We start from the raw sequence: 21,309 nt of genomic DNA, 5'->3' as shown, positions 1-21,309 counted from the left end.
CCGTCAGCTGAGGACGGCGACCAGCACCAGCGCCAGCACCCCGGCACCGGCGGCGATCGCGAACCTGATCGCCACCGGCCGCAGCGCCTGCAGTGTCACCTGGGCCCGCACCGGCACCGCCGCGCAGATGCCGGCGAGTTGGTGAACCGCCAGCATCAGCACCGCCAGCAGCGCCACGCGCACATCGAGGACGGGTCCGCCGAACGCCAGATGCACGCCCATCACACCGATCAGCAGCAGCGCCGCCGCCGGCCCACCGGGCGCGGCGACGGTGTAAACGGTGGTGGCGACCAGCACCGCCGTTGCCATCGACACGGCGGCCAGGTCCTGACCGGTCACCACGGTCAGCACCACCAGCAGCCCGCAAGCCAGCCCAAGAGCTCCGCGCAGACCCCAGCCGGGCACCGTCCGTGCCGCCGCTGCTGCCCGCTCAGCGCCCGCCGGGTCAGCGGCCGGCGGGGCGCCGGCGGTGCCGCGCACGGGTTCGCCCGGGCGGCTCATCGGCGCGTCCTGGTCAGTCGGATGGCGGCGGCGAGTTGGGTCTCGATGTGCCCGTCCGCCCAGTGCAGCACCGGAATCCCGTGCCGCTTCAGGTGATCGATGCGCAACTCGCGCTGCACGTTCACCACCCGAAGATGATCCAGCTGGGGAGCGGTGGCGGCCCGGACGATCTCGTCGCGCGGCAGCGTGTCGACGACGATCAGCTGATGCCCACGGCCGCGCACCGCCCTGGCCGCCTCGACGATGTCGTCGTCGTTGAGCGGGCTGAGCAACAGCACGATCGCACCGGGGCGCAGGTGCCAGTTGGCGGCCGGTGTCAGCCGCAGCGGCGACACCCGCATGGTGGCCAGCTCGTAGCGAATGCGTTGCAGGTGACGGTTTCCGCCGCCGCTGCGGATCGGCCGGCGATCGCCCGTCACCGACAGCATGCCGACCCGGTCGCCAGCGCCGATCTGAGTCGCCGCGATGGCGGCGGCGGCCCGCGCGGTGTGATCGAGGCTGCCGTAGCGGGCACGTTCTCTGGCGTCCAGTCGTTCCTTGGTGCCGGGGCCGCCGGCGCGTTCGGATCGGCGGTCACGGAGCAGCTGAATGGTTTCCTGCAGGCTGGCGGCCATCCTGTTCACCCAGCCGATGGGGGGCGGTGGCACTCGGGGTGCCAGGTTGGTGCGCAGGTCCAGGCAGAGCGTCAGTTCGGCGTCGGCATCGGAAAGGGTGCGCCGGGTGTACAGCTTTCCCAACCGGGCGTAGGCTCGCCAGTGCACGGCGCGCATCCGGTCGCCGGCGACGAAGTCGCGCAGATCCACCAGGTCGTTGCCCTGCCCCGGGCGCCTGGACAGGTGCGCGCCGGCCCAGCCGCCGTCGATGGGCGGCAGCGGCAAGGGCCGTTGCCGAGGGGCTGCGGGCAGCACCAGCTCGACAAGTTCCCGTCCGGTGACGGGGGCGGTGGCCAGCAGGCCGTCGGGTCCGGCGGCCAGCAGGTCGGGTCTGGCGATGCGGGTGGTGCCCCAGCTGCGACTGTCGACGTCGACGTCGACCACCTTGCTACCGCCGGTTGCTCCGTCGGCGCCGGCGATCACCTTGGTCAGCCCGGTCGGGCGTTCGGTGGTGTCCGGTAGCCGGACGGTGACCAGCTCGGCGTCGTCCAGCCCGGTCAGCGTCGTCCGGACCCGCACCCGCGACCCGGAGACGATGGCGTCGCCCACCTCGGAGTCGGCGTGCGGGTCGGAGACCGGGCGACGCTTGGGCCAGTGCCGCATGCCGGCCAGCGCGGCCAACAGCGCGACCGCGATCGGAGCGGCGAGCAGCACCACATCGGGCCGGCCCACCGACAGGCCGAGCCCGACACCGAAGACGATCACCGCCAACGCCCGGTACATCGCCGGGGTGACGAACCAGGTGCTCACGAGGGCGGCGGTCCTGGTCGGAACTGTTGCTGCTGTTGCTGCTGCGGACCTTGCATGTCGACCATGCCGGCGCGGCGGCTGGGCGGCGTCGGTACCGTCGCCAGCAACGTCCGCACCACGTCCTCCCCGGTGAGGGCGTCGGCGTAGGCCTGCAGCTTGAGCACCAACCGGTGCGCAAGTGCCGGTACCGCAACGGCTTTCACGTCTTCGGGCAGCACATACGGCCGCCCGTCCAGCACCGCCCAGGCCCGCGCCATCAGCATCAGCGCCTGGGTGCCGCGGGGCGAGACCCCGGCATCGACGGCGTCGTGCCGGCGCGAGGCCGCCGCCAGATCGACGCAGTAGCCCAGCACATCGCCGTCGACGGTGATGTGCTCGACGCCCTGCTGCAGCGCCAGCAGGCCGTCAGGGTCGGTGACCGGCGGGACGGCAGGGTCGCCGGCGGCGCGCGCCACCCGGCGGCGCAGCATCTCCAGTTCCGATTCGGGGGTCGGGTAGCCGAGCCGCAGCCGCACCGCGAACCGGTCCAGCTGGGCCTCCGGAAGGGCGTAGGTGCCTTCGTATTCGATCTGGTTGGCGGTGGCGATCACGTGGAACGGCTTGGGCAGCGGGTGGGTGGTGCCCTCCACCGACACCTGGCCCTCCTGCATCGCCTCCAGCAGCGCCGACTGCGTCTTCGGCGGCGTGCGGTTGAGCTCGTCGGCCAGCAGCAGCCCGGCGAACACCGGGCCGGGCTGGAAGGTGAACTCGGCCTTGCCAGGGTTGTACAGGTAGGAGCCGGTGATGTCGGCCGGCAGCAGGTCAGGGGTGAACTGCAGCCGCCGGAACGACAGGCCGAGAGCACCGGCCAAACTCCGCGCCATCAACGTCTTTCCCAGCCCCGGGTTGTCCTCGACCAGCACGTGGCCGCCGGCCAGGATCGCGGCCAGCGACATTCGCAGCGCCGCGTGGTTGCCGACCATCGCCTGCCCGACGGCCGCGGCGATCTGGCCGGCTTGCGCCGCCACCTGCTCCGGTGTCAGTCCGGGCGCCGCCGGGGTAACGGTGGTGCTGTCTGGCTGGTTCATGGGCTACTTCCCCGTTTCTGACCCGGTCAGGGTGCTGTGGTCCTTCATTGCATAGACGTGGTTGCGGGCACGGCGGTCGGGTCTCATTGCTGCCTCGGCCCGAAGCTCGGGAACCGGCGCGCGGGCCGGGCGGTCAGCCGTGCGGGAATTTGCAGGGCAGGTACCCCGGGTTGCGGTGTTGCCGCCAATTGGGTGAGCCGAGCGATGATCGCGCGGAGTTCGGCCCGTTGCGCCACCGGCGCTTCGTCGGCGTAGAGCAGTTGAAAGGTGCGCGGCCCCAACAACTCTCGCGCCTCGTCGGATTCCGGATCAAGGCCGCGCCGGATCAGCAGCGCGTCGCTCTCCTGCCGCAACGTCCGCAACAGTCTGCCCGCCATGAACTGCGGCCGGTCCAGCGCCGCGTCAAGGCCAGGCTGTTCCCAGATCCGCGACGAGCGGTCCCAGCCGGGGCCGACGGTCGGTTCTTCCGGCCACAGGTGTTGGTTCAGGGTGGCGCCGCGCACCAGCAGCCAGGTGACGATGCCGATGGTCACCGCGATACCGATCAGCCGTGGCACCGGGACGCCGGCGGCCCACAGGGCGATGCCGATGGCGACGGCGGCCAGCCCCGGGATCACCAGCAGCCGCCACCATGGCAGCTCGGGGTCCGGTAGCGGCCGCTTGGGGTCTGGAGCGTCCGCGGTCACCGGTGCCCTCCCCTGGTGCCGCGGCGCCCGGTCGGGCCGGTTGCCGTTGTGCTGGTGCTCGATTGCTCCTGCGGCGCCGGCCGATCGGGATCGGTGTTGACGTCCGCCGCCCGGCCGCGGGTCTTCCCGGCACCGAGGGTCAGCGCCGCGTCGCGGGCCTGCAGGGCAGCGGTCTCGGTGAGGGCGGCCTGGTCGAACCGCGCCCGCTGGTACAGCGGCAGCAGCGCCGCGGCGGCCGCGGTCCGCCGGTCGTTCTCCTCGGCCCGGCCTGGGTGGCGCGCCGACGTCTGGTCGAGGTAGCGCTGCAAGAACTCGGTGGGGGTGTCCTGATCCTCCCGCGGAACACCTTGGGCGGCAGCGGCTTTCTCCACCCATAGCCAGCAGGAGACGATCGCGTCGGCGGCGGCGCGCGGGTCGAACTGGCGCCCGACGGCGGCTTCGGCGATGGTCGGCACCGCCGGCACCGCCACCACTTCAGGGGCGATGTCCGGTGCCGTTTCGGCGATCTGCCGCTGCCTGACCCAATCCCGGACGGTACGCGCCCACCACATCGCCACCACAACACCCAGCGCGATCAACCCGACAATGATGATGGTCTTGTAGAGCCAGTCGAGGCTGTTCCCGTCCGGCGGCGCTACGTCGCGTTGCGACATGGAGATTTCCGCGGCGCTGGTGCGCAGGGTGGGCCGCTGCACGGTCTGCACCGGTGTGCCGGTGGGCGTGCGCGCGGTCCAGCGGCCGATCTGGCCCGCCACCAGCGCCAGCCCGACAATCGCCAGCGTCGCGATGCCGAAAATGGCGGCGCGCAACGAGGTCGACAGCCGGGGCGGGGCGGCGGGACGGTTCATCGAGTCGTCAGCGGCTCAGGTGGGTTCGGGGTGGGGGGGCTCCGGTCGCGCGCCGGCCGGGCGGGGCCGGCTCAGGCAACCGGCGAGACCAACAGGTCACGGATCTCCGGGGCCTGCAGTCGCACCTCGTCGGCGGACTCGTCGTCCGGCTCGGTCTGCGATTTGCGTTCCGCCGCAACCCTGGCGATGTACCCGTCGATCTCTTCCTTGGTGGTGGCGGCGTCCCAGCCCAGCACCGGAGCGATCAGCTCGGCGACCTGCTGGGCCGACTCGGTGCCGCGGTGGCTGGTCTCGATCGAGATCCTGGTGCGCCGGGCCAGCACGTCTTCCAGGTGCAGCGCACCCTCGTGCGTCACCGCGTACAGCGCCTCCGCCAGCAGGTACTCCGGCGCGCCGGCGATCGGCTGCAACAGCGGTGACGGCGCACCGTCCTCGCCCGGGTGCTGGGCGGCCAGCTCGAACAGTTCGTGGATGCGCGAGCCGTACCGATCCAGCAGGTGCCGCACCCGGTACGGATGCACGCCGTGCTCGCTGGCCAGCCGATCGGCCTGGTTCACCAGCGCGGTGTAGCCGTCGGCGCCGATCAGCGGAATGTCTTGGGTGCACGAAGGATTCACCCGGCCGGGCAGATCTTCGGCGGCAGCCTCGACGGCGTCGGCGCCCATCACCCGATAGGTGGTGTATTTACCGCCGGCGATGGCGACCAGCCCGGGCGCCACCCTGGCAACCGCGTGCTCGCGGGAGAGCTTTGACGATTGTTCGCTCTCCCCAGCCAGCAGCGGCCGCAGCCCGGCGTACACACCTTCGATGTCGGCGTGGGTGAGCGGGGTGGCGAGCACCGTGTTGACGTGATCGAGGATGTAGTCGATGTCGGCCTTGGTCGCGGCCGGGTGCGCCAGGTCGAGATTCCAGTCGGTGTCGGTGGTTCCGACGATCCAGTGCGACTTCCACGGGATGACGAACAGCACCGACTTCTCGGTTTTCAGGATGATGCCGCTCTCCGAGGGGATCTTGTCCCGCGGCACCACCAGGTGCACACCCTTCGATGCGCGGACCTTGAATCGGCCGCGGCCGCCGGACAGCCGTTGCAGCTCGTCGGTCCAGACACCGGTGGCGTTGATGACGACCCTGCCCTTGACGGTGGTCTCTTTGCCGTTCTCGACGTCACGCACCTTGACCCCGGTGATCCGGTCCGCCTCCTTGACGAACTCGACCACCTGGGTCGAGGTGCGGACCACCGCACCGTAGGCGGCCGCGGTCCGCGCGACCGCAAGGGTGTGCCTGGCGTCGTCCACCTGGCCGTCGTAGTACCTGATGCCGCCGACCAGCGCGTCCTTCTTCATGGCCGGCACCATGCGCAGCGCACCGGCCCTGGTCAGGTGCTTGTGCCTGGGCACGCTGCGGGCGCCACCCATGGTGTCGTACATGATCAAACCCGCTGCCACATAAGGCCGTTCGATCACCGGCTTGGACAGCGGGTAGAGGAACGACACCGGCTTCGCCAGGTGCGGGCAGATCTTGGTGAGCATCAGTTCGCGCTCCGCCAGCGCCTCCTTGACCAGCCCGAACTCGAACATCTCCAGGTAGCGCAGGCCGCCGTGGAACAGTTTGCTGGAGCGCGACGAGGTGCCGGACGCGATGTCGCGGGCCTCGATCAGGGCGACGGACAGCCCGCGGGTGACGGCATCGAGCGCCGCGCCGGCCCCGACCACGCCGCCGCCGATGATGACGACGTCGAAGGTCTCGCTGCCGAGTCGCTCCCAGTTGCGTTCCCGCTCGTCCGGCCCCAGCTTTGAGGCGCTCACCGGATCGCCCGAGCCGACCGGAGCATTGGCTGCGCCGTGGTCGTTGTGCTTGTCGGTCCGCTGGCTCTGCTCGCTCATGCCGCACCCTCTCGCGCCGGTTTCCCGCCCCGTTCACCCGTGGGCTGCGTCCAACCTACCGCCCGGTCACCCATCCAACGACAGCGCGGCCTCACGCACTCCTGCACCCGTGCCGTATCCAGGGCAAACACCGCTGAAACACCAACATTTTGGGGTCGGACGGCGTGTCGACCGCTACATCTAGACGGCTGTCGGTGGTGACCGTGTAGTGTTCCCGGTGCTGATGAACAAGGGAACCCGGTGCGAATCCGGGACTGCCCCGCAGCGGTGAGAGGGAACGACAGCGATCCCGGCGAGCGCCGACAGGCGTCACCGGAGCAGCACTGGGTCCACCGGACCCGGGAAGCGATCGCCAGTAGGCCGCCCTCGAGTCCGAAGACCTGGCATCGGTGCGTGGGCCGCCGGCCCGCGCCGCGGCGCAGCCCCGTGGGAGGGCACGCCGGGACTCCCCGACCCCTGCGTCGGCCCCGTGGCCGGCGCACTCGGCAGCCCCGACTCCTCTCGCGCGCTCACCGCAGTACGCCATCCGCGAGGAGACTGCCGTGACCAGCACCCTGACCCCCGGCACCGCCACCCCCACCGCCGACAGCCCGGCTCAACCGGCGCCACCACCGTTGCCGGAGGCCGTCGACACAGGTCTGACGGTGCAGCGCCGCGACGGCGAGGTGGTCCCCTTCGACCCCGGCCGCATCGCGGTCGCCGTCACCAAGGCCTTCCTTGCCGTCGAAGGGGAAGCCGCGCAGCATTCCACCCGGCTGCGCGCACAGGTCCGCTCGGTGACCGACGCCGTCCTCGAGGTGCTCACCAGGCGGCAGGCCGCCGGGCGTCCGCTCGACCTCGAGGCGATCCAGGATCAGGTCGAGCTGGCGCTGATGCGGGCCGAGCAGCCGAAGGTGGCGCGGGCCTACATCCTGTACCGCGAACAGCACCGGCAGGCCCGCGAAGAGCGGGCACGGCAGGCCAGCGCCCCGGCGCAGCCCGCCGCGCCGCAGCGGCCGGTGGTGCACGTCACCGCGGCCGACGGCACCCGCGCCCCGCTCGACACCCAGCGGCTGGTCACCGTGATTACCGAAGCCTGCCAAGGACTTTCGGATGCGGATCCGCAGGCGGTGCTGACCGCGACCGACGCCACCGTCTACGACGGCATCAGCGTCAAGGAGTTGCAGCAGGCCCCGGTGCTGGCGGCCCGCACCCTGGTGGAGCGTGAACCGGCGTACTCGACGGTGGCAGCCCGGCTGCTCGCCGACAGCCTGCGCAGCGAAGCGCTGAGCTTCCTGTCCGGCAGCCCCGAGTCGGCCACCGCTGCGGACATGGCCGAGCGGTACCCTGGCTACTTCGCCGGCTACATCCAGCGCGGAATCGAGCTGGAACAACTGGATCCGCAGCTGGCCGAGTTCGACCTTGACGCGCTGGGCGCCGCCATCGAGGCCGAGCGCGATCTGGACTTCACCTACCTCGGCCTGCAGACCCTGTACGACAGGTACTTCCTGCACCACCGGGGCACCAGATACGAACTGCCGCAAGCGTTTTTCATGCGGGTGGCGATGGGTCTGGCCGTCAGGGAGATCGACAGGGACGCGGCCGCCATCGAGTTCTACCGGTTGCTGAGCTCGTTCGACTTCATGTGCTCGACGCCGACGCTGTTCAACTCGGGTACCACCCGGCCGCAGCTGTCGTCCTGCTTCCTGACCACCGTCGACGACGATCTCTCCGCCATCTTCGCCGGCATCCGCGACAACGCACTGCTTGCCAAGTTCTCCGGGGGCCTGGGGAACGACTGGACGCCGGTGCGCGGGATCGGCGCACACATCAAGGGCACCAACGGAAACTCCTCAGGTGTTGTGCCATTTCTGAAGATTGCCAACGACACCGCCGTCGCGGTGAACCAGGGCGGCAAGCGCAAGGGTGCGGTGTGCGCCTACCTGGAGACCTGGCACGTCGACATCGAGGAGTTCCTCGAGCTGCGCCGCAACACCGGTGACGACCGCCGCCGCACCCACGACATGAACACCGCCAACTGGGTGCCGGACGAGTTCCTGCGCCGGGTGGAGTCCGGCGAGCAGTGGACGCTGTTCTCTCCGGACGAGGTTCCCGATCTGCACGACCTGTACGGCACTGCCTTCGCCGAGCGCTACCGCGAGTACGAGGCCGCCGCCGATCGCGGCGAGCTGCGGGTGTTCCGCCGGGTTCCGGCGTTGGACCTGTGGCGCAAGATGCTCACCGCCCTGTTCGAGACCGGGCACCCGTGGATCACCTTCAAGGACGCCTGCAACCTGCGCTCGCCGCAGCAGCACGTCGGGGTGGTGCACTCGTCGAACCTGTGCACCGAGATCACCCTGAACACCAAGCCGGGGGTCGGACAGACCCGCGACGGCGCCGAAACCGCCGTCTGCAACCTGGGTTCGGTGAATCTGGCCGCCCACGTCCGGCTGCTGCAGGACGGCCCCGGGGCCGGCACCGTCGGCCTTGACACCGAGAAGTTGCGGCGAACGGTCACCACCGCGGTGCGGATGCTGGACAACGTCATCGACATCAACCTGTACACGATCCCGTCGGCACGCCGGTCGAACCTTTCACACCGGCCGGTCGGTCTCGGGCTGATGGGTTTCGCCGACTGCCTGTACCGGCTCGGCATCCCTTATGCCTCGGACGCCGCGGTGGCCTTCGCCGACGAGTCCATGGAACAGCTGTCGTACTGGGCCATCTCGGCATCGTCCGACCTGGCCGTGCAGCGCGGCCGCTACCCCAGCTTCGAGGGTTCGCTGTGGAGCCGGGGGGTGCTGCCGATCGACTCGATCGAGCTGCTGGCCGAGGCCCGTGGCGGCGAGCTGCAGCAGGACCGGACCCAGCGGATGGACTGGGATGCGTTGCGCAGCAAGGTGATCAGTCAGGGCATGCGCAACTCGAATGTGATGGCGATCGCGCCGACGGCGACCATCTCGAACATTGTCGGGGTGTCGCAGTCGATCGAGCCGACCTACCGCAACCTGTTCGTCAAGTCGAACATGAGCGGCGACTTCACGGTGATCAACGAGCATCTGGTCGCCGAGTTGAAGCGCCGCGACCTGTGGGACGAGGTGATGGTGGGTGACCTGAAGTATTTCGACGGTTCGCTGTGGGAGATCGACCGCATCCCGGCCGATGTGAAGGAGCTGTTCGCCACCGCCTTCGAGATCCACGGGTCGTGGTTGATCCAGGCGGCGTCGCGCCGGCAGAAGTGGCTGGACCAGGCGCAGTCGCTGAACCTGTACATCGCGGCGCCCAGCGGCCGAGACCTTGACGAGCTGTACCGGATGGCCTGGCACACCGGCTGCAAGACCACCTACTACCTGCGCTCCACCTCGGCGACGCACGTGGAGAAGTCGACCCTGCGCGGCACCGACGGCAAGCTGAACGCGGTGTCCGCCAACGCTTCCGCCGCGCCCTCGGCGAGCGCAGCGATGCCGAGCCCTGGCCCGATTGCCGCCACGCCGGCAGCCGCCGCTCCCTCGGCGAGCGCAGGCAAGCCGAGCCCTGGCCCAATCGCCGCGACGCCGGCCGTCACCGTTCCCGCGGCGAGCGCAGCGATGCCGAGCCCTTCGGCATCGGTTGCTGCATCCGACATTCCGACCGTGTTGCCCGGCAGCGACGTCGCTGCCTGCTCCATCGACAACCCCGATTGCGAGGCCTGCCAATGAGTTCCCTGTCGTGGGACGATCCCGTCACCGATGCCGCCGCCGGCGAAGCACCTGCTGCCCGGCCGACCGCGCCGGCCACCGGCTCGGACGCCACCGGTTCGACCAGCACCGGTTCGACCAGCACGGCGGACGGCGGGCTCGCCGTCTCCCCCGACGTCCCCGTCACCGCCACACCCCCCGCTGATTCCGCCGCCGACCCGGCCGAAACGGCCGAAACGGCCGACACCAGCGGCCTGGGCGACATCGACCGCAGCCTCGGCACCGCGGGGCGGGTGAACGTGTCGGAGAAGGCGATGATCAACGCTCGCGCCGACGTCAACCAGCTACTGCCGCTGAAATACGAGTGGGCGTGGGAGAAATACCTGGCCGGCTGCAACAACCACTGGATGCCGACCGAGGTGTCGATGCAGGCGGACATCGCCTGCTGGCGCTCCAGCGATCCGGCCACCGGTCTCACCGACGCCGAGCGGATGATGGTCAAACGCAATCTCGGGTTCTTCGCGACCGCGGAATCGTTGGTGGCCAACAACATCGTGCTGGCGGTGTACCGGCAGCTGACCAACCCGGAGTGCCGGCAGTATCTGCTGCGGCAGGCCTTCGAGGAGGCCGTGCACACGCACACCTTCCAGTACATCTGCACGTCGCTCAACCTCGAGCCCGGCGAGCTGTTCAACATGTACCGCGAGGTGCCGTCCATCACCGACAAGGACGCCTGGGCGCTGCAGTACACGAACTCGTTGGAGGACCCCGGGTTTCGCACCGGGACGCAGGAGTCGGACCAGGCATTCCTGCGCGACCTGATCGCCTTCTACGTGATCTTCGAGGGCATGTGGTTCTACACCGGGTTCGCACAGATCCTGTCGCTGGGCCGGCGCAACAAGATGGTCGGCATCGCCGAGCAGTACCAGTACATCCTGCGGGACGAGTCCATCCACCTGAACTTCGGCATCGACGTGATCAACCAGATCAAGATCGAGAACCCGCACCTGTGGACGCCGGAGTTCCAGGCCGAGGTGCGCGACATGCTGGCCAAGGCGTGCGAGCTGGAGATCTCCTACGGCCGCGACACCATGCCGACCGGCATGCTCGGCCTCACCGCCGAGCAGTGCGCGCAGTACATGCACTTCATCACCAATCGGCGGTGCGCCCAGATCGGCCTGGCTCCGCTGTTCGACGACACCGACAACCCGTTCCCGTGGATGAGCGAGGCCATGGATCTCAAGAAGGAGAAGAACTTCTTCGAGACCCGCGTCATCGAGTACCAGACCGGCTCGCAGTTGCAGTGGTAGGGCCGCATTTACATCCAAGCTACTGACCGGTAACTTAACGGCCGCACGCCCGGTTCCACCCATGGAGCCGAGCGTGCGGCCGTTTTCATTTCGTCCCCGCTCGACTAGCTTTGTGATGGTCGTCACCTCAGGGCACCGACGCGGACGATCCCGGCGCGGCGCCGCAACAACCCCAACGGCAGGGACGATCCCGGCCGTCCTGTACAGGAGGTCAGCGTGGATCAGGCCACGATCGGGCACATCTTCACCTACGAGATTCTCGGCACCGCGATCCTGCTGCTGATGGGCTGCGGTGTGGTCGCCAACGTCGCGCTGGCCAAGACCAAGGGCAACGCCGGCGGCTTCCTGATGGTCAACTTCGGTTGGGGCCTCGGCGTTTTCGCCGGTGTGTATGCCGCGTTCCCGACCGGCGCGCACCTGAACCCGGCCGTCACCCTCTCGCAGCTGATGCTCGGCAACATCGATTTCGGGCACGCGCTGGCGTACTGGGCGGCCGAGATGATCGGCGCCTTCCTCGGCGCGGTGCTCTGCTGGCTGGCCTACAAGCAGCACTTCGACGACGAGCCCGACCCGGCCAACAAGCTCGGCGTCTTCTCCACCGGTCCGGCGATCCGCAGCTACCCGTGGAACCTGGTCACCGAGATCATCGCCACCTTCGTGCTTGTCATCGTCATCCTGGTGCTCGGCGGCACCCCGGCCGCGATGATCGGCGCCCCGCTGGCCGTCGGCCTGCTGGTGGTCGGCATCGGCGCCTCGCTCGGTGGCCCCACCGGTTACGCCATCAACCCGGCGCGTGACCTTGGCCCGCGCATCGCGCACGCGGTGCTGCCGATCAAGGGCAAGGGCTCGTCCGACTGGAGCTACTCGTGGATTCCGGTGGTCGGCCCGATGGTCGGCGCTGCCATCGCCGTCGGCGTGTACAAGCTGATCGACGCGCAGGCGCTGATCGAGCAGATCCAGCGCGCCTTCAACGGCTGACCCCCGGCAAGGCGGCCCGCCGCCGCCACCGGCACACTTGATCATCCAGCAACAGCAAGCCGACAACCTCAGACAGCTGAACCGACAGCGAAGGGAACCCCATGGCTGACAAGGACTCTGCAAGCGACTCCGGAAAAGACCTGTCCGGCAAGTACATCGCCGCGATCGACCAGGGCACCACGTCCACCCGATGCATGATCTTCAACCACGAGGGCAGGGTGGTCGCCGTCGACCAGAAGGAGCACGAGCAGATCTTCCCGCAGGCCGGCTGGGTCGAGCACGACGCCAAAGAGATCTGGGAGAACACCCGCACCGTCACCGCCGGCGCGCTGGCCAAGGCCGACCTGTCGGCCTCCGACATCGCCGCGGTCGGCATCACCAACCAGCGCGAGACCGCGCTGGTCTGGGACAAGAACACCGGCGAGCCGGTGTACAACGCGATCGTCTGGCAGGACACCCGCACCGACAAGATCGTCGAGCGCCTTGCCGGGTCGGACGGTCAGGACAAGTACAAGGCCAAGGTGGGGCTGCCGCTGGCCACCTACTTCTCCGGCCCGAAGGTGGCCTGGATCCTGGAGAACGTCGACGGCGCAAGGGAAAAGGCGGAAGCCGGCGACCTGATCTTCGGCAACATGGACACCTGGGTGCTGTGGAACCTCACCGGCGGGCCCGACGGCGGCCTGCACGTCACCGACCCGACCAACGCCTCCCGCACCATGCTGATGGATCTCGACACCCTGGACTGGGACGCCGACATCGCCAAGGACATGGACATTCCGCTGTCGATGCTTCCAGAGATCCGCTCATCCAGCGAGGAGTACGGCCACGTCCGCCCGCGCGGGGTGCTGGCCGGGGTACCGATCGCCGGCATCCTCGGCGACCAGCAGGCCGCCACCTTCGGGCAGGCCTGCCTGTCCCCCGGTGATGCCAAGAACACTTACGGCACCGGCAATTTCATGCTCATCAACACCGGCACCGAGAAGAAGATGAGCAGCAACGGACTGCTCACCACCATCTGCTACAAGATCGGCGACCAGGACACGGTCTACGCCCTCGAGGGCTCCATCGCCGTCACCGGTTCGCTGGTGCAGTGGGTGCGCGACAACCTCGGCCTGATCCCGGCCGCGCCGGACATCGAGAAGCTGGCCAAGACCGTCGACGACAACGGCGGCGCCTACTTCGTTCCCGCGTTCTCCGGCCTGTTCGCGCCGTACTGGCGCTCCGACGCCCGCGGCGCCATCGTCGGGCTGACCCGTTACGTGAACAAGGGGCACCTGGCCCGCGCTGTCCTTGAGGCAACGGCCTTCCAGTCCCGCGAGGTGCTCGACGCGATGAACGCCGACTCCGGTGTCGACCTCACCGAGCTCAAGGTGGACGGCGGCATGGTGGTCAACGAGACCCTGATGCAGTTCCAGGCCGACATCATCGGGGTGCCGGTGATCCGCCCGGTCGTCAACGAGACCACCGCGCTCGGCGCGGCATACGCCGCCGGGCTGGCCGTCGGCTACTGGGAGTCAGAGGACGACATCCGCAACAACTGGGCGGAAGACAAGCGCTGGGACCCGCAGATCGACGACGCCGAGCGGGAAAAGCTGCTCAAGCAATGGAAGAAGGCCGTCACCAAGACCTTCGACTGGGTCGACGCCGACGTCAAGGAGACCGAGGACGCGGTGGCCGAAGAAGCGACCTCCGAAGAGGCGGCCAGCACATAGCAGCCAGATAGCTGTTGGTCAGCAGCGGCGGCGCCGGTCCTTGGGGATCCGCGCCGCCGCTGCTGCGTCCGGGCCTCAGCGGCCGGCGGTCTGCAGTTCCGCACTCGGGTCGGGCTTCGTCGCCGCCGGCGGGCGGCGCAGCACCAACCCGGCGACCACGGCCGCCACCACACCGGCGCAGACGCCGATCACCGCCGTCACCGACATGGCGCTGACAAACGATTGCTGAGCAGCGGCAGCCAGCGCGTCGTCACCGGTGGCCCGCGCGGTTTGCATGGCGGCGCCGACCGAGTTGCGCACCGCCGCAGGGGCGTCGCCGGGCATCTCGGACCGGAACACGGCGGTGAGGACGGTGCCCAGCACCGCGATGCTCAGCGCCTGGCCGACCTGCTGCACGGTGTCGTTGACCGCCGAGCCGACGCCGGCCCGATCTTTGGGCAACGACCCGAGCAAGGTGCCGTAAGCCGCCGGCCCCGCGATGCCGCTGCCGGCGCCGAGCACAACAAGGGCAACGGTGAGGGTGCCGTAACCATCGCCGGTGTCGATCAGCAGCAGCGAGGCAAATCCGGCCGCCAGCAACAACAATCCCGTCGATACCGCCACCCTGGCACCGAACTTCTTGTCGACAATCACGCCGACGCCGTTGAACGCCATGCCCACCACCACCAGCGGGGTGAGGGCGAGGCCGGCCCGCAGCGGGCTGAACCCGAGCACGAACTGCAGGTATTGGGTCAGCGCCAGCAGGATCCCGCCACTGGCCAGCGCGAGCAACACGATGGACAAGCTGGCGCCGGAAAAGTTGCGCTCGCGGAACAGGCTCATCGGCAGCATCGCGTTGGGCGCCTTGGATTCTCGGATGACGAACAACAACAGCAGCACAACAGCAGCCGCCAGGAAGGCCAGCACGGTGCCGTCCGCCCAACCCCGCTCGGACGCCTCGATGATGGCCCAGATCAGCGCCGCCAGACCCAGGGTCGAGGTGATGGCGCCGGGCACGTCCGGCGGCAACGCCGCACCTCTGGACTCCGGAATGATGATGAGTGCGGCGATGATGCCCACCGCGGCGATCGGCACGTTGATCAGGAAAACCGAACCCCACCAGAAGTGTTCGAGCAGAACACCTCCAAGGGTCGGTCCGGCCAGCGCACCCAGCATCAGCACGCTGCTCCAGATCGCTATCGCCTTCTTGCGCTCGGCGTCGCTGAACACCGTTGTGATGATGGACAGCGTTCCGGGCATCAGGAACGCGGCGCCAAGACCCATCACCGCTCTGGCGATGATCAGCTGCGTCGGATTGACCGCGAACGACGCGGCCAGCGACGCGGCACCGAACACCACAAGGCCCACCACCAGTCCGAGGCGGCGGCCGTGCCGGTCGGACAGGCTGCCTGCGGTGAGCAGCAGCCCGGCGAACACCAGGATGTAGGAATCCAAGATCCACTGGATCTGCGAACTGCTGGCGCCCAGCTCGCTGACCAGACTGGGGATCGCGACGTTCAGCACGGTGTTGTCGATCACCACCACCATCAGCGAAAGACACAGTGCAGCAAGGATCCACCACCGCCGTGGCGACTGCTGGACCTCACGGAGTTCGTCCGTGACCTGCTCGGGCTCTGACACCTTCATCACGCCTTCGATTCACTCGGGCAAGAGCCCAACGCCCTCGCACACTGTTCGAGTAACTCGCACACTGTACGTCTCTCGAACGCTGTGCGATAGAGTGAGGGCCGCGGTTTCGCGATGATCCGCGGCACAGCCGGGCTCGGCGCTGGATAACCTGGCAGCTCACCGAAGGGGGATCAGATGGCCAAGCAGAATCCGATCGCCTCGTCGTTCTGGTCGACACACCGGCCGGCGCGCAGCGACCGGCCGAGCCTTGACCGCGACCGCATCGTTGCCGCGGCCATCGAGATGCTCGACGAGGACGGCATCGACAAGCTGAGCATGCGGCGACTCGGCTCCCGGCTGGGATCCGGTGCCACCAGCGCCTACTGGCACGTCAAGAACAAGGACGAACTGCTCGACCTGGTGCTGGATGCCACCATGGGTCAGGTACCGCTGCCGACTGACAAAGACTGGATGGCGGCGCTGCGCAACTACGCGGCCGACCTGCGCCGGGTGGTGCTCAGCCACCCATGGTTGATCAACGTGTTCGGCTCCCGCGCGAACCTCGGCCCGAACGCCCTGCGGCTGTCCAACCATCTCTTGGGGGTGCTGTATGCCGCCGGTCTCAGCACCGCGATGGCCACCCAGGCATCATCGGCGGTCGGGGCGTTCGTACTCGGCGCGACCATGACCGAAGCGGCGTGGGTTGACCTGAAGAACCGCTCAGGGATGACGGAACAGCAGATGGAAGCGGCGATGACGGAGTTCTACGCCGACCAGCTCCCCGGAGCCCCGCACCTGCAACAGTGGTGGGCCGAGAACGACGCCTCCTTCGACGATCTGCGCCGCCGGAACTTCGAGATCGGCCTCGACGCGCTGATGCAAGGCCTTTCGCTGATGGTCAGCGCGGGCGGTGATGGACGACCCAGGCATCGGCGCACGCCAACAGGGCAGGGATGAGGCAGCTCAGCTCGCCCGGTTGTACCTCAGCTGCGTCCAGCGGCGGGAGCAGCCCAGTTTTCCGCCATTCGGCGCGACTGGACGCAGCTCAGGTACAAACGTCAGTTGGCACGTAGCAACGGTTCGGCGATCGGCCTGGCGAGTGCCAGCCCGCGGCGCACCTGACTCAGGAACTCCGCCTCGTTGTTGATCAGCTCCCACCCCGACGGCAGCACCAACCAGCCGGCCAGCGTCATGTCGCGCCAACGGATCCGGTCGTTGATGAACGACGTCCGTGTGTGGTGGAACTGAAAGCTGTCGAACTCCATCACGAACCGGACCCGCTTGCCCCGCAGGTCCGGTAGGTATTGCCTGCCGTTGAACAGGTATGGCTCGTTCGCCACCCAGTCGGTGATCCGGTTCCGCCGCAGGATCCGATGTGCTCGGCGCTCGAACTCGGAGAACGGACCGTAGGCGGAATCCTCGACAAGTCGCCGACGTTGCTTGTTGCCGTCGCGATCGGGCCACACCTGCAACACGTGTGACAGCTCGGCGGGGCGAACCGCCCGAGAGCGGAGGGCCCGATCGATAGGGTCGCCCCCGAGCGCACCCCCTGCCAGGTCGACCGCGGTGAACGCCGGCCTACTGACTCGCACCCCGTTACGCAACTCGATCAGTTCGGCGGGGATGACCCTCCGAGAGAACTGAAACCCCTCGTAGGGGCGACCGCTGAAACGTCGGTGCGCCACCGAGATGACGGGCACCTCCAACTCCGGCCAGAAGGTCAGCGCGGCCGCCGCCGCACCACAGATCACCGCATGCGGCTCGAATGCCATCACCGCCAACACCCTCGTGGTCAGACGGTCGGCAACCGCGGGCTCGACGTGGACGCCCGGCAGTAGCCGCCGTAACCGCCCGGTCCGCGACAGGTACTGCAGGTGGCGGTCGCGACGGGGATCGCGTCCGATTCGGTACACGCCGGCCGCGGCCAGCACGGAATCGAAATCGTCATACCCCACCCGGCGATTACACCCATCGAGTACCGCGGGCACCATGCCTGGTTCGAGAATGTGGACAACTGGACGGCCCGGGCCCTGATCGACTCGCGCGAGTTCGACGTGAGCTGCCCCGAGTGGACGAAAACTGCCTCGCATCGCCGCTTCTGCGTCACTGCAGGCAGCTCAGGTACAAACCGACACCGATCGAGGCACCTGGTTGACTGGGGGCATGCGATTTCTGAAGGAGCCACCGGCCTACGACCTCACCTACAACGACGTCTTCATGGTGCCCGGACGCAGTGAGGTCACCAGCCGGCTCGGGGTCGACCTGACCAGCACCGACGGCGTCGGCACCCCGCTGCCGTTGGTGGTGGCGAACATGACGGCGATCTCCGGCCGGCGGATGGCCGAGACGGTGGCCAGGCGCGGCGGCATCGCGGTGATCCCGCAGGATCTGCCCACCGCGGTGGTCGCCGAGCAGGTACGCAAGGTGAAGGGTTCACACCCGGTGTTCGACACCGCGGTGAGTGTCGCTCCCGACACCACCCTGGCCGAGACCCTGTCGCTGCTGCCCAAGCGCAACCACGGCCACGCGGTGGTGATCGACGCGGACTCCAGGGTGCTCGGCACCCTCAGCGAGGCCGACGCCTCGGGCGTCGACCCGTTCAGCCAGGCCCGTGACGTGATGACCACCGACCTGCTCACCGTCACGGAGGACACCGAGCCGGAGAAGGTGTTCGAGCAACTGACCGCCCGGCACCAGGAGCTGGCCCTGGTGGTCGACACCGAGAACGTGTTGCAGGGGGTGCTGACCCGCAAGGGTTGCCTGCGTTCCACCCTGTACTCCCCCGCCCTCGACCCCGACGGCCGGTTGATGATCGCCGCCGCGGTCGGCATCAACGGTGACGTCGCCCAGCGCGCCGAGCGCTTGCTGCAGTCCGGCGTCGACGTACTGGTGGTCGACACCGCGCACGGGCATCAGGCCAAGATGCTCGACTCGCTGAAAGCCGTTGCGGCGGTGCGGGATCAGGCACAGCGTCGCATCCCGGTGGTTGCCGGCAATGTGGTCTCCGCCGGCGGGACCAGGGAGTTGATCGACGCCGGCGCCGACGTGGTGAAGGTCGGCGTCGGGCCGGGCGCCATGTGCACCACCAGGATGATGACGGGCGTCGGCCGGCCACAGTTCTCCGCCGTGCTGGACTGCGCCGAGACCGCGCGCGCTGCCGGTAAGGCCATCTGGGCCGACGGCGGCGTCCGCTACCCGCGCGACGTCGCGCTGGCGCTGGCCGCCGGCGCCGGCAGCGTGATGATCGGCTCCTGGTTCGCCGGAACGCTGGAATCCACTGGTGCGCTGAAGGTCTCGCCGGACGGACGCCGCTACAAGGAGTCCTTCGGCATGGCATCGGCGCGCGCGGTGAAGATGCGTACCGCGTCGGCCGGCGAGTTCGAGCGAGCCCGCGCCGGCCTCTTCGAGGAAGGCATCTCCACCTCCAGGATGTACCTCGACCCGCAGCGACCGGGCGTTGAGGACCTGATCGACGCGATCGTCGCCGGGGTGCGCAGCTCGTGCACCTACGCCGGTGCCGGCAATCTCACCGAGTTCGCCGAACGCGCGGTGGTCGGGGTGCAGTCCGCCGCCGGCTTCGCCGAGGGCGCCCCGCTGCACAGCAGCTGGTAGGCCCGCGGCTCGGCTCTGCGGCTCAGGTCTGCGCGGCTGCTTCCGGATCGGTGGGCGGCTTCCAGAACATCAGCTGCCGGCCGAGTTCGGTGATGGACCCGGACATCGACGGGTAGACGCTGAAGGAATAGGCCAGATCCTTTGCGGTCAAACCGTTCTGCACCGCCACCGCGATCGGCAGGATCAGCTCTGATGCTTCCGGCGCCACCACCACGCCGCCGATCACGGTGCCGGTGGCCTCCAGCACGATCAGCTTGACGAAGCCCTCCCGGACGCCGGCCATCTTGGCGCGCGGGTTGCCGGACAGCGGGATCGTCATGGCCCGCGCTCCCGGCATTCCGGCGTCGACGTCGGCCTGCGAGGCCCCGACGGTGGCGATCTCGGGGTGGGTGAACACGTTGGCGGACACCGTGTTCAGCTTCAACGGCGGGACGCCCTCGCCGAGCGCGTGCCACATCGCGATGCGGCCCTGCATGGCGGCGACCGAGGCCAGCATCAGTACCCCGGTGCAGTCGCCGGCCGCGTAGATGCCGGGCACCGAGGTGCGGGAAACCCGATCGACCTCAACGAATCCGGCCTTGTCGGTGGCCACCCCGACCTGCTCGAGGCCGATGCCGGTGGTGTTGGGCACCGAGCCGACCGTCATCAGGCAGTGCGACCCGCGCACCTGTTCGCCGTCGGTGGTGGTGACCAGCACCCCGGCACCGTCCCGCCGTACCGATGCGGCGCGGGAGTTCTTCACCAGGGTCGAGCCGCGGGAGGTGAACACGTCCTCGATCACCGCGGCCGCGTCGGCGTCCTCGCTGGGCAGCACCCGATCACGGCTGGACACCAGCGTGACCGGCACTCCCATCTCGGTGTAGGCCGAGGCGAACTCGGCCCCGGTGACGCCGGAGCCGACCACCACCAGATGCTCGGGGAACTCCGGCAGTGCGTACACCTGCCGCCAGGTGAGGATGCGTTCGCCGTCCGGTTCGCAGTCGGGGACGACCCGCGGGGTGGCGCCGGTGGCGATCAGCACCACGTCGGCCTCAAGGGTCTCGGTGCTGCCGTCCGGCCTGGTGGCGAGCACCAGGTGCCGCGCCAGCCCCGGTTCGGCGTCGGCGAGCGCGGCGTGCCCGTCGATGATGCGCACGCCCTGGGCGGTGAGCTTGGCGCGGATGTCGGCGGACTGCGCCAGCGCCAGGCCGTTGACCCGGCCGTGCACCGCCGCGGCGTTCACCGACACGTCGGACACGTCGATGCCGAGCTCGCCGGCCCCGGTGACGGCGGTGCGGCCGCCGGCAGAGGCGATGAAGGTCTTGGACGGGACGCAGTCGTACAGCACCGAGTTGCCGCCAGGGCCCGACTCCTCGACAACGGTGACGTCGGCGCCGTACTGCACCGCGACCAGCGCCGCCTCGTAACCGGCCGGTCCGCCGCCCATGATCACGATCCGCGTCATGGCGTTAACCGTAGCGGCCGGACAAACCCGTCACGACCGTGACCGCGGCCAGGACCGGCCAGGCAGCGAGGTGATGTCGGCACCGTCCGGCGCACTGCCTAGCCTTGACGGTCATGGCGCTCTATGCCGCTTACGGCTCCAACATGGACCCCAGTCAGATGCTGCAGCGGTGCCCCAGCTCACCGCTGGCCGGCACCGGGTGGCTGCCGGGGTGGCGGCTGACGTTCGGCGGCGAGCACCTCGGCTGGGAGGGGGCGCTGGCCACCGTCGTCGAGCGCGAGCCCGACGACGCGCTGGCCGCCGGCGACCCCGGTGTCTTCGTGGTGCTGTACGACATGTCGGAGGCGGACGAGCGCGCGCTGGACTCGTGGGAGGGCGCAGACCTGGGGCTGTACAACAAGATCCGGCTCCGGGTGCACACCCTCGACGGCGACCGGCTGGCGTGGCTGTACGTGCTGGACGCGTTCGAGGGCGGGCTACCGTCGGCGCGCTATCTCGGCGTCATCGCCGACGCCGCCGAGGCGGCCAGCGCGCCGGCCGAGTACGCGGCGGAACTGCGCCGCCGGCCCTGCCGGTCCATCGGGAACTGAACCAACGCCGC

16 protein-coding genes and 1 riboswitch are annotated in these 21,309 nt (G+C 69.1%); of the genes, 7 read left to right on the top strand and 9 right to left on the bottom strand.

Features of this window, described 5'->3' with window-relative positions; genetic code table 11:
* Window positions 1-3: 3 nt before the first annotated feature.
* The 6 genes from HKD39_RS09940 to HKD39_RS09915 form a co-directional block, all read right to left on the bottom strand.
* Window positions 4-501, bottom strand: coding sequence for a hypothetical protein (locus HKD39_RS09940; protein ID WP_171199691.1), 498 nt, complete (start codon window positions 499-501; stop codon window positions 4-6).
* Window positions 498-1,904: a DUF58 domain-containing protein gene (locus HKD39_RS20060; RefSeq protein WP_171199690.1), complete on the bottom strand. Its 1,407-nt coding sequence runs from the start codon at window positions 1,902-1,904 to the stop codon at window positions 498-500. Before HKD39_RS20060 ends, HKD39_RS09940 begins: the two co-directional genes overlap by 4 nt.
* On the bottom strand, window positions 1,901-2,971 hold the full coding sequence (locus HKD39_RS09930; protein ID WP_171199689.1) for an AAA family ATPase: 1,071 nt from the start codon (window positions 2,969-2,971) through the stop codon (window positions 1,901-1,903). The genes HKD39_RS20060 and HKD39_RS09930 overlap by 4 nt, the downstream gene beginning before the upstream one ends.
* Window positions 2,972-3,054: 83 nt before the next feature.
* Complete coding sequence (locus HKD39_RS09925) at window positions 3,055-3,657, bottom strand: hypothetical protein (RefSeq protein WP_171199688.1); 603 nt, start codon at window positions 3,655-3,657, stop codon at window positions 3,055-3,057.
* Window positions 3,654-4,505, bottom strand: a complete 852-nt coding sequence (locus tag HKD39_RS09920) for a DUF4129 domain-containing protein (RefSeq protein ID WP_171199687.1) — start codon at window positions 4,503-4,505, stop codon at window positions 3,654-3,656. Before HKD39_RS09920 ends, HKD39_RS09925 begins: the two co-directional genes overlap by 4 nt.
* A gap of 71 nt (window positions 4,506-4,576) precedes the next feature.
* Window positions 4,577-6,388 (bottom strand): glycerol-3-phosphate dehydrogenase/oxidase, encoded by a 1,812-nt coding sequence (locus HKD39_RS09915; RefSeq protein WP_171199686.1) that lies wholly within the window; start codon window positions 6,386-6,388, stop codon window positions 4,577-4,579.
* Between the two features lie 178 nt (window positions 6,389-6,566).
* Window positions 6,567-6,790, top strand: a riboswitch (cobalamin riboswitch).
* Window positions 6,791-7,002: 212 nt separating this feature from the next.
* On the opposite strand from HKD39_RS09915, the gene HKD39_RS09910 reads away from it, so the two are divergent.
* From HKD39_RS09910 to glpK, 4 genes are all read left to right on the top strand, one after another.
* On the top strand, window positions 7,003-10,065 hold the full coding sequence (locus tag HKD39_RS09910) for a ribonucleoside-diphosphate reductase subunit alpha (protein ID WP_246232396.1): 3,063 nt from the start codon (window positions 7,003-7,005) through the stop codon (window positions 10,063-10,065).
* Entirely contained in the window at window positions 10,062-11,354 is a 1,293-nt protein-coding gene (locus tag HKD39_RS09905) for a ribonucleotide-diphosphate reductase subunit beta (RefSeq protein ID WP_212754363.1), read from the top strand. Before HKD39_RS09910 ends, HKD39_RS09905 begins: the two co-directional genes overlap by 4 nt.
* Before the next feature lie 282 nt (window positions 11,355-11,636).
* Complete coding sequence (locus HKD39_RS09900; protein WP_171199741.1) at window positions 11,637-12,332, top strand: MIP/aquaporin family protein; 696 nt, start codon at window positions 11,637-11,639, stop codon at window positions 12,330-12,332.
* A 101-nt stretch (window positions 12,333-12,433) separates the two neighbouring features.
* A complete protein-coding gene (glpK, locus tag HKD39_RS09895) occupies window positions 12,434-14,044 on the top strand; it encodes a glycerol kinase GlpK (RefSeq protein WP_171199685.1) in 1,611 nt (536 codons plus the stop codon).
* A 75-nt stretch (window positions 14,045-14,119) separates the two neighbouring features.
* On the opposite strand, the gene HKD39_RS09890 is transcribed toward glpK, so the two are convergent.
* Window positions 14,120-15,670 (bottom strand): MFS transporter, encoded by a 1,551-nt coding sequence (locus tag HKD39_RS09890; protein WP_171199684.1) that lies wholly within the window; start codon window positions 15,668-15,670, stop codon window positions 14,120-14,122.
* Window positions 15,671-15,847: 177 nt separating this feature from the next.
* On the opposite strand from HKD39_RS09890, the gene HKD39_RS09885 reads away from it, so the two are divergent.
* Window positions 15,848-16,609: a TetR/AcrR family transcriptional regulator C-terminal domain-containing protein gene (locus HKD39_RS09885; RefSeq protein WP_171199683.1), complete on the top strand. Its 762-nt coding sequence runs from the start codon at window positions 15,848-15,850 to the stop codon at window positions 16,607-16,609.
* A gap of 101 nt (window positions 16,610-16,710) precedes the next feature.
* Here HKD39_RS09885 and HKD39_RS09880 read toward each other — a convergent pair whose 3' ends face one another.
* Entirely contained in the window at window positions 16,711-17,607 is an 897-nt protein-coding gene (locus HKD39_RS09880) for a hypothetical protein (protein ID WP_171199682.1), read from the bottom strand.
* Between the two features lie 208 nt (window positions 17,608-17,815).
* On the opposite strand from HKD39_RS09880, the gene HKD39_RS09875 reads away from it, so the two are divergent.
* The gene (locus HKD39_RS09875) at window positions 17,816-19,264 is read left to right on the top strand and encodes a GuaB1 family IMP dehydrogenase-related protein (RefSeq protein ID WP_171199681.1); all 1,449 of its coding nucleotides are present in this window, start codon (window positions 17,816-17,818) and stop codon (window positions 19,262-19,264) included.
* A gap of 22 nt (window positions 19,265-19,286) precedes the next feature.
* On the opposite strand, the gene HKD39_RS09870 is transcribed toward HKD39_RS09875, so the two are convergent.
* A complete protein-coding gene (locus HKD39_RS09870) occupies window positions 19,287-20,708 on the bottom strand; it encodes an NAD(P)H-quinone dehydrogenase (protein ID WP_171199680.1) in 1,422 nt (473 codons plus the stop codon).
* Window positions 20,709-20,821: 113 nt separating this feature from the next.
* Between HKD39_RS09870 and HKD39_RS09865 the strand changes: the two genes are divergently transcribed.
* Window positions 20,822-21,298, top strand: coding sequence for a gamma-glutamylcyclotransferase family protein (locus HKD39_RS09865; RefSeq protein WP_171199679.1), 477 nt, complete (start codon window positions 20,822-20,824; stop codon window positions 21,296-21,298).
* The last annotated feature ends 11 nt before the right edge of the window (window positions 21,299-21,309 follow it).

It is taken from the genome of Nakamurella aerolata (genome assembly GCF_013002705.1).
GTDB lineage: Bacteria > Actinomycetota > Actinomycetes > Mycobacteriales > Nakamurellaceae > Nakamurella > Nakamurella aerolata.
The sequence above is the reverse complement of the archived record's forward strand: the minus strand, read 5'-3'. Positions and strand labels throughout refer to the sequence as shown.